This window comes from Vibrio sp. 2130-1 (assembly GCF_033339515.1).
The window spans coordinates 1-723 of sequence record NZ_JAWOUT010000243.1 but is presented as its reverse complement, the minus strand read 5'-3'; the positions used below and the strand labels follow the sequence as shown (position 1 = coordinate 723).

2 protein-coding genes are annotated in these 723 nt (G+C 50.2%); both read left to right on the top strand.

The window, feature by feature from the left end:
• A partial coding sequence (locus R7Q09_RS25480) for a sodium/substrate symporter small subunit (protein ID WP_318143857.1) occupies window positions 1–102 on the top strand: 102 nt, incomplete at its 5' end.
• 12 nt (window positions 103–114) lie between these two features.
• Window positions 115–723: VC_2705 family sodium/solute symporter (locus R7Q09_RS25475; protein WP_318143856.1), on the top strand; the 609-nt coding region annotated here is incomplete at its 3' end.

Here is a 723-nt window from a genome sequence, read left to right as displayed (position 1 = left end):
TGGTTTGCTCAGCAGGGCTCCATCTATGCCTTCCTAGGTATTATTTTCTACTACGCGTGGAGAATGCGCCAAATCGACCGTGAATTCGGCGTGGATGAGTAAGGAGTCACTCAGATGGATTTGAAAACTATCACTTATCTGGTTGTTGGTGCGACGTTTGTCCTCTACATCGGTATTGCGATTTGGGCACGCGCTGGATCAACCAAAGAGTTCTACGTCGCGGGCGGTGGTGTAAACCCTATCGCTAACGGCATGGCAACCGCAGCAGACTGGATGTCTGCGGCATCGTTTATCTCGATGGCGGGTCTGATTGCCTTCATGGGTTACGGCGGCAGCGTATTCCTAATGGGCTGGACTGGTGGTTACGTGCTGCTTGCACTGTTGCTTGCCCCTTACCTACGTAAGTTCGGTAAATTTACCGTGCCTGAGTTTGTCGGCGAGCGTTTCTACTCCAAGACAGCGCGTATCGTAGCCGTAGTGTGTCTGATCATCGCGTCGGTCACTTATGTTATCGGTCAGATGAAAGGCGTTGGCGTTGCGTTTGGTCGCTTCCTTGAGGTGGATTACTCAACCGGTCTACTGATTGGTATGTGTATCGTATTCATGTACGCCGTTCTTGGTGGCATGAAAGGCATCACTTACACGCAGATTGCTCAGTATTGCGTACTCATTTTGGCTTACACTATTCCTGCAATCTTTATCTCTCTGCAGCTTACCGGCAAT